At 59.3% G+C, this 7,614-nt stretch carries 2 protein-coding genes; one reads left to right on the plus strand and one right to left on the minus strand.

All coding sequences use genetic code 11. The features are described 5' to 3' along the window. Positions 1-81: 81 nt before the first annotated feature. Positions 82-6,135, minus strand: a complete 6,054-nt coding sequence (locus tag AC1D2P_RS17270) for an NEL-type E3 ubiquitin ligase domain-containing protein (RefSeq protein ID WP_477758039.1) — start codon at positions 6,133-6,135, stop codon at positions 82-84. Positions 6,136-6,379: 244 nt separating this feature from the next. On the opposite strand from AC1D2P_RS17270, the gene AC1D2P_RS17275 reads away from it, so the two are divergent. Further along, positions 6,380-7,507 carry a sensor histidine kinase gene (locus AC1D2P_RS17275; RefSeq protein WP_109785469.1) on the plus strand — a complete coding sequence of 376 codons (1,128 nt, stop codon included), beginning with the start codon at positions 6,380-6,382 and terminating at the stop codon, positions 7,505-7,507. Positions 7,508-7,614: the final 107 nt, after the last annotated feature.

Consider the following 7,614-nt stretch of genomic DNA (forward strand, 5'->3'; position numbering starts at 1 on the left):
AGTTGAGCCGCACAAAAAAGGCCTGGATGCTCGCGCAGATCCAGGCCTTTCTTTTTATGGTTTGTCAGACATTACTGTCCGTCAGTACGGGTGTTTGGCCAACGCCTCACGAGTGAATTGCTCGATCAGTGCAGCCTCTTCAATTTGCAGTTGAGCACCCAGGTCTTCGGACTGCGTCTTGTATTGCGCCTCGGACAGCAGGCCCTTCTGCTGGCTTTCACGCAGACTGGCCAGGCGGTCCTGATAGGGTTCACGCTGCGCTTCGAATTGCGGCCGGTAGGTGTTGGTCACGTAGTCTTTCCAGAAATCTTTCGCCACCAGTGACTGGAATTCCGCGGCAGAGTCATTGAGTTTGACGACGCTATCGTAGGCCTTGTTCAGCATTGTTGGCGTGACGTTACCCAAGCCAATGAACCTGACTTGGCGAGGTTGCCCTGGCAGATCGAGCCGGTCCTTGAGACCAAACCGGTAGGCCAGTTTTATTTCGACATCTTCCAGCCGGTCGATCAGATCGGTTTTTTGCGCCGCCGACAGATCCCTCCTGGCATTGATCGCAGCGACTCGTTTGTTGATATCGGCCAGGGCGATTTTTTCGACCTCGTCCAGCCGGAACAAGCCTCTGGACAGTTTCAGCAGGGCCGCGCCCTGCTCCGCGTCCAGTGCCAGCGTGCGGGCCCGGTAGACCAGCGCCATAATCTCCAGATTACTGAATGACAATGCCGCACGATCACAACAGGCCGGTCTTCCTGCCCACTCGAACATCTCCCCTCGCAGGGCTTCGGACTCGGGGCTGCCTTCGGTGATGGTGTCGATGACTTCCCAGACGCGACGTTGCAGGTCGGCGTGACCGGCACCGGCAGCTTCGAGGTCGTTGAGCACCTGGAAAAAGCCATTGGCCCCCTCTTGCGCGGACAGGGCCTGCCACTGTGATTGCCGGGACACAGCCTGGTCAGGGGGCAGGTCCGTGACCCAGCGCTGCACGCCCGATTGTCGTTGGGCGATTCCGAGCCTGACCCGTTCAGTAGGCATGGCCGGGGCTTGATACTCGAAGAAACCCGGCCGCCTGAGCCCCCACACATCCGGACGCTCTTGCTCAAGGCGACTCCAGTAAGCGCTCAGCTGTTGTTGCGCGGCCTCGGACAACGGGTTGCCGCTGATAATCGTGAAATTGTTGCGGCGGGCCACATGCTCCAGACGTTCGGCGGAAGGCGTGATAACGGATTCCGGAAACGTTGTGATCTGGTTACTACGCAAATCGATGACGTCCAGCAGAGGTTGCGCATCCAGCCCTTGTGGCCAGGTATCAATGCCGATGGTGTTCAATTGGAGCGAGCGCATATCTGCAATCTGAGAGAAGTCCGGCGTCATACCCAGCGGGTTCTGAGACAGGTTCATCGCCCGCAGCGTCGTGCGTCGTGCCAGTATCCCGGCCGTTTCAGCCGTCAGGCGAATGCGGTTGCGTTGCAGAAACAGACGCGTCAGGCCGTTCATTTCGTCCAGCGCTGGCGGTATGGCGGTCAGTTGGTTGTTCGACATATCCAGCCAGCGCACGCCCCTGAAATGCGCAAGAAATCCCTCTGGCGAAACACTCAGCCCCATGCCGCTGAGCTTGAGCGAACCCACATGGCTGAAGTCGGCTTCCAGATCCGGCACGCTGTCGAGTGTCTGGCCACTTAAATCGAGCTCAAACCCGATCGGGCTGCCGTCGACGGCATTTCTTTGCGGAGCTTGGCGTCGCCAGCATTCRCGGATGCGGTCAGCGGCGGTGTATCGCTCTCCCCGCTCCGATACCCCCTCCGAAATCTGGCCCGCCCGAACGTAGCGTTGACGCGCGCCGCCTCCCGAAAAAGCCCACGCCGACAATTGCCGATTCAGCGACTCATACTCGCGTTCAAGGCGTTCAAGCTCCACTTCGACCCCGCTCCCATGGGTTTGCAGGAATTCGGCCACTTCAAACTCGTCGAAGGCCGGGTAGAGGTAGCGAACCCGGGTGCTCAACGTGTCCTGCCCCTTGAACGCCCCCGGCAGACTTCCTTCCAGCAGGTCGGGCCTGATCGCTTGCAGTCGCTCTCGGTAATCCATCAGCCGCTGCCTGCCCTGACGGGTAAACGGATTACCCTCCAGAAGCGTGACCCGATTGACCCTGGCGTTCGATTCGAGCTGATCGGCCTCCGTAGAGAGTAATGCCTGAGGCACTTCGGTCAGCGCGTTATCGCGCAAGTCCAGCAATTGCAGATCAGGAAGACGGTCGGTGCCGAGTGGCCACTCGTCTATGCCCGTGCCGCTGAGGTTGATTTTTTTCAGTCGAGTCATTGCACTGAAGTCCGGCGTGATCCCCAACGGAGTATTCAGCAAGTTGAGTTCCTCAAGGGCACTCAACTTTTCGAGCAGTGCGCCATTGTGAGCGTTAAACCCGATACGACTGCCCCGCAGGCTCAGGCAAGTCAGGGTCTGCATATCGGCGAATGCCTCAGGCACCTGACTCAGCCGGGACATCCCCTCCAGGCTGAGCGTTTTTAACCCGGTGAAACACTTGAGGAAGGCATTGAGATTGCGTACGCCCGACCACGTCAGCGCCAATGTCTGGACATGACTGAACTGTGCACTGAGCACTGGCAGCTCAACGGGCGAATCTATGCTCAGCTCCGAGCCGCTCTGCCGGCGCCAGCAGCGCTTGAGGGTGTCGGCTATCTGACGTTCGCGCGCGCCCGGAATTTGCCCCGCGACAACCTGGCTGCTTTCGGCGGTGACGCGGCCTTGCACCCAGGAATTCAACTCGTTTTTGAGCGTCGTGTACTCGGCTTCGGTGCGGGTCAATCCGCCGCGTACATCGTCACCCAATGAATGCAGGAACCCTTCAACCTCGGCTTCGCTGAAGTCGGGATACAGCTTGAGTACCCGTGCGCGCGGCGTTCGGAAAAAATTCGCCACCTGTTGGCCCGCGGGCAGTGAAGGGCCAACACCACCGAGCAGTTTCATGCCTGGCTCGAGGCTGGGCTTGAGCACTCGATGCCGCTGCAGTACGGCCCGGAACACCCCTCGCGACAGCGGCCGCTGTTGCACCGTTTGCTTCATTCGCTCGGCCTCTTCGAGTGTGAAGCCCATCGCCTGGCGCTCCCCGGACGACAGCGCTTGCAGGACGGATGTATAGAGACTGGAGGACGATGCCCCGGTGAACCCCGAGTTTTCATCCACCACCAGCACCGCACGCGCCGGGGTCTGCGACGGGCCGATCGCCTCCAGCAATTTGCCTTGCGGCCCGTATTCGCGCAGTTCCAGGCGCACATCCTTCGGCCAGCCAGGCAACGTTTCAAGACTGCGCAGGGCCAGGCGTTCGCTGTCGATACCCGATGAGTTCTCCAGATAGAGCCCTTCGTAGGCGTGGGTCAGCCGTCGTTCCTGGCGGGCCCATTCGGCCTGCTCGTAAACGCGCTGGGGCAATGGCCCGGGTTTACCCAGTGCCAACCGTTCCGATTGTGTCGCGCCTGCCAGAATTTGCTCCACCACCACGCTGGGCAGCGAAGGGGAAAATACCTTGATTCGGCCTACGGCACCGTCGGTACCGCCGTCCTGTTCCCGGTACAAGGATTCGAACAACGAGCGCTGTTTGATCGTTACGGTTCGAGCGATTTCCTTGCGCAACTCGCTGGCGCGTTGCTCCAGCGTCATGTCCGATGTACCCGGCACATTGTCGAGAGAGAACGGGGGGGCCTGGTAAATGTCCAGCAGTGACTTGAGCATCGTGCCGTTTGCGCCGTCCTGTTCACTCATGACGAACGCCACCCTGGAAGACTGTTTGCCGACGGCTTCGGGATCTTTCCAGATGAGCTTCGCCTTGCTGTCCAGAACATTGATCGCCGGATTGGCCGGCAACAGTTCCTGGCTGCGCATGACCCTGAACTGCATGGACACATCAGCCCTGGCGTAGACCTGCGGGTCCGGGCTGCTGATCTGTGCCTTGAAGGTTTCGAGGTTCCGGTTGAGTCGAAACCGGGTCAGGGTGTCGGTCAACTGCGCCGCGGGTGGCTGTTGGTCAACATGCAGCTGCCGCAACTGGTCGGGTTCCATGCCGCTGGCAATTCGTACCTGTTCCAGCTCGGCATCGGTGAACGCATCGGTGCGATAGCCCAACCTGCGCATCAGGATCGGCCCGTCCCAACTCAAGGGTTCTTCACCCTCGTGGCTCCAGGCACCCGCACCGTTGTGCTCCAGTTTCGGTGCATAAGCCTCTGGACGGGTCGGATGCTGGATACGGTGCTCCCCGCTGGCCGGGTCTTGTCTGACGACATAATCATTGTTGTCCAGCGTCAGGATGTCCTGACCGTTGAAACGGTGCAGCCCCAGCTCATTGGGCGGTGAGTCCGCCGGCAGCCGGACCGCGCTTTTGTACGGTTCGATATCCGGTTTCCACAGGCGCTGCTTGCCGGTCGGTAGCGTGACGGGTTTCAAGGCCTCGATCACGGGTTCGGGTTTGACAGCCCTCAGCCCGGCGACGCCCTTGCCCACGCCATGCATGACGGCAATCAGTGCCAGGTTTTCCGCAACATCGACCAGGTGCGACAGGGCCGCCCTTCGATCCCCCTCGCTCCATTCGATCGCGCCTTCGAATGCCTCGTTCAAAAGCTGACCGGCCATGACACCGATCATGATTTCACCCAGCACCGGCACGAACATCGAGACACCATTGAGCACCAGCATCCCGACACTCATTAACACGGCGATTTTCTGCGCGCGAACCTTCGCATCCACATCCGCCGTGGGCACCGCATGGGCCCGGGCATCCTTGATGATCTTATCGAGGTTCTTCTCAAACAGATGCGCCCAAAGGTCGGGGTTCGGCGCCCAAAGCCCATGGTCGCTGAAGCTTGAGGTGCTCACGTACGGATCGTCGACCGGCTCCAGTTTTGGCGGCTGCTCAGGTGGCAGCTCCTGGGGTGTGACCAGCGCCGAAAACGGGTTGAGGGCTTCAAATACTTTCGCCCCGGGGGAACGCAATGTGGCAAACGGGTCCGAAGGCGAGTCCGCCGCGGCACGGGTGAACTGGCTGAAATAATAGGGACGATCGGCATAGGCCACAAACTGACTGAAAAAGCGTTGGTACGCCGTCGGGCGGCCATCTGCGGGTTTCGCAGCCTCCCTGGCGGTGAACTGGCGCTTGAGCTCCTCGTCCATCGCCTGCCCCCTGTAGCGTTTGAACGGGTGCTGCGGATCATTGGGAACATAAAGAATGATCTCGTCGGAGTAACGATACTTTTCGCCAATAAGAAACAGCACACAGCCCGTCATTCTTTTTTTCATCAGGCCCAGGTCACGAAACCAGACCGGCTTGCCATCGACCTTGGGATTCATCTCCCCGCCGATCACCGACAGAATCATCGCGTAGTCGTTCGGCTCGATGTCTTTTTGCAACAAGGCCTGCTCGGCCGCCGCGCGCATTGCAGCTTTTTGACTGGCTACAAACCGGTGACGCAGCATGGCCACCGCAACCGGATTCGCCGGTCGCAAAAAGTCCTTGAGGTAAACCTGATACTGCGCGCCGATGTCCAGCTCCCGGCACAGGTTCAGAAGTTGCACCACGGTCAACGCCGTGGTCACTTTGCTGAATTGACCCGGCGCCGATTCAACAACGAAGCCCGACGAGGAATGAAAGTGGCCGATCGCGCACTCGTCCTCCTCGAAGTTGTGCAATGCGGCTTGCAGCAGCGGCAGTTTCAACACTTCGAAGGTACTGACCTCGACTTCAAAAACCCCCAACGCCAGAGGCTTTTTAAGCTGCACAAATGTTTTGTTGACGTCCAGGTCCACGGCGAATCGATCCTTGAGCGCCTTGACCAGCAAGGGCGCTGCAAAAGCATCGATGTCCTGCAGGCGCGCCATGGTTTTATCCAGCAGGGTCTGGGACGCCAGGCTGGCTTCAAAGCCTTCGTTCACGCACTGGCGCTGCGCCGGGGATGCCGTCAGATACCAGTTGGAAAGCCTGAACGGCGCCTGTTTGATGGCCTCTCGCCGTTCGGGCAAGGCATCCACCAGCCAGGCCGGGATGGACCCGGCAATGAATTCGGCGTGAACACCGGGTTGATCGGCGGCGGTCAATGGCGCTGCCGTTTCTTGGGGAGACGCGTTTGGGTTTCGCAAGGTACATATCCTTATGTACGACTTATTTGGACCCTCAGCTTATTCACCCCCGGCTAAAACAAAAACTCAGTAAAACTGCTGAAAAATCGCAATAAAACCGCAAACAGCATTCAACTTAAGAACCTGAAAAATAATTAAATACCACCCGCCCCCACGCAACACCTGATCCGGATTCCCGGCGGTAGTGTTTACCCCACCGCTAAAGAGGCTAAGATCCCCTGACATTCCTGGCAGGACACTGGACATGCGCCTCCCCGAATTCATCAGGCAAAACGTGGACCGCATCGTCGATGAATGGGAGCAGTTCGCCAGCACGATTACCCCGGCTGCCGACCACATGGACAGCATCACCCTGCGCGATCACGCCAAAGCGATTCTGCTGGCGGCCGCTCGGGACATGGCCACGGCGCAAACTGCCACCGAACAGGTCGCGAAGGCGAAGGGTGAAGGCGCGGAAAAAACCCCGAGTCTCGATGAGGCCGGCGCCAGCCATGGCGAGCTGCGCCATACCGTAGGGTTTGATCTGGTGCAGATGACCAGTGAGTTTCGCCATTTGCGCGCCTGTGTGATTCGGTTGTGGGTCAACAGCCTGGATTCGCCGGACCTGGCCTACTTCCAGGACATGATCCGCTTCAATGAAGCCATCGACGAAGCGCTTGCCGAGTCGACTGCAGCCTATGCCGAACAGGTCAATCACTCGCGCGATCTTTTTCTGGCGATACTCGGCCATGACCTGCGCGCCCCCTTGCAAGCCGTGACCATGTCCACCGAGTTACTGCTGCGCAAAACCAGGCTGGAGGGCGACGCATTGGCCTGCGCGATCAATATCAAGCGCGGTGCACGGCACATGGCGGTGATGGTCAGCGATTTACTGGAACTGGTTCGAAGTCGCCTGGGTAAAAGCCTGCCGATTGAACCCAAGCCGATGAACCTGGCCGATGCCGTGCAGGAAGCCATCACTCAGGCGTGCGTCGGGAACCCTGAATGTGATCCGACCTTAAGGGTCGAGGGCGATACGCAAGGCGTTTGGGATGGCGCAAGGCTTGATCAGCTATTACAGAACCTGATTGGCAATGCGTTGCAGCACGGGGCGAATAAACGGGATGTGACCGTCGTCCTCAGTGGCGAGCCCGATGCGGTTCGCCTGACGGTGCATAACTTTGGCGTGCCTATTCCCGAAGAGGCGATCGGCACAATCTTCGATCCACTGGTGCGCAGCGCCGATGAAGAACTCGGCCAGCCGTCGACCAGCCTGGGATTGGGTTTGTTTATCGTCAAGGAGGTAGTTGACGCGCACGGCGGGATGATCGAGGTCAGCTCGAATGAGACGGATGGGACGCTGTTTACGGTGATGTTGCCTCGTAGGCGGTAGATCTGGAAACCGCGTTATCGTTCTTCGCGAGCAAGCCCGCTCCCACATTCGACCGAGTTCTTCCAGTTGGAATGCAGTCGAATGTGGGAGCGGGCTTGCTCGCGAAG

The sequence above is a fragment of the Pseudomonas sp. P1_F1_2 genome, assembly GCF_056405815.1.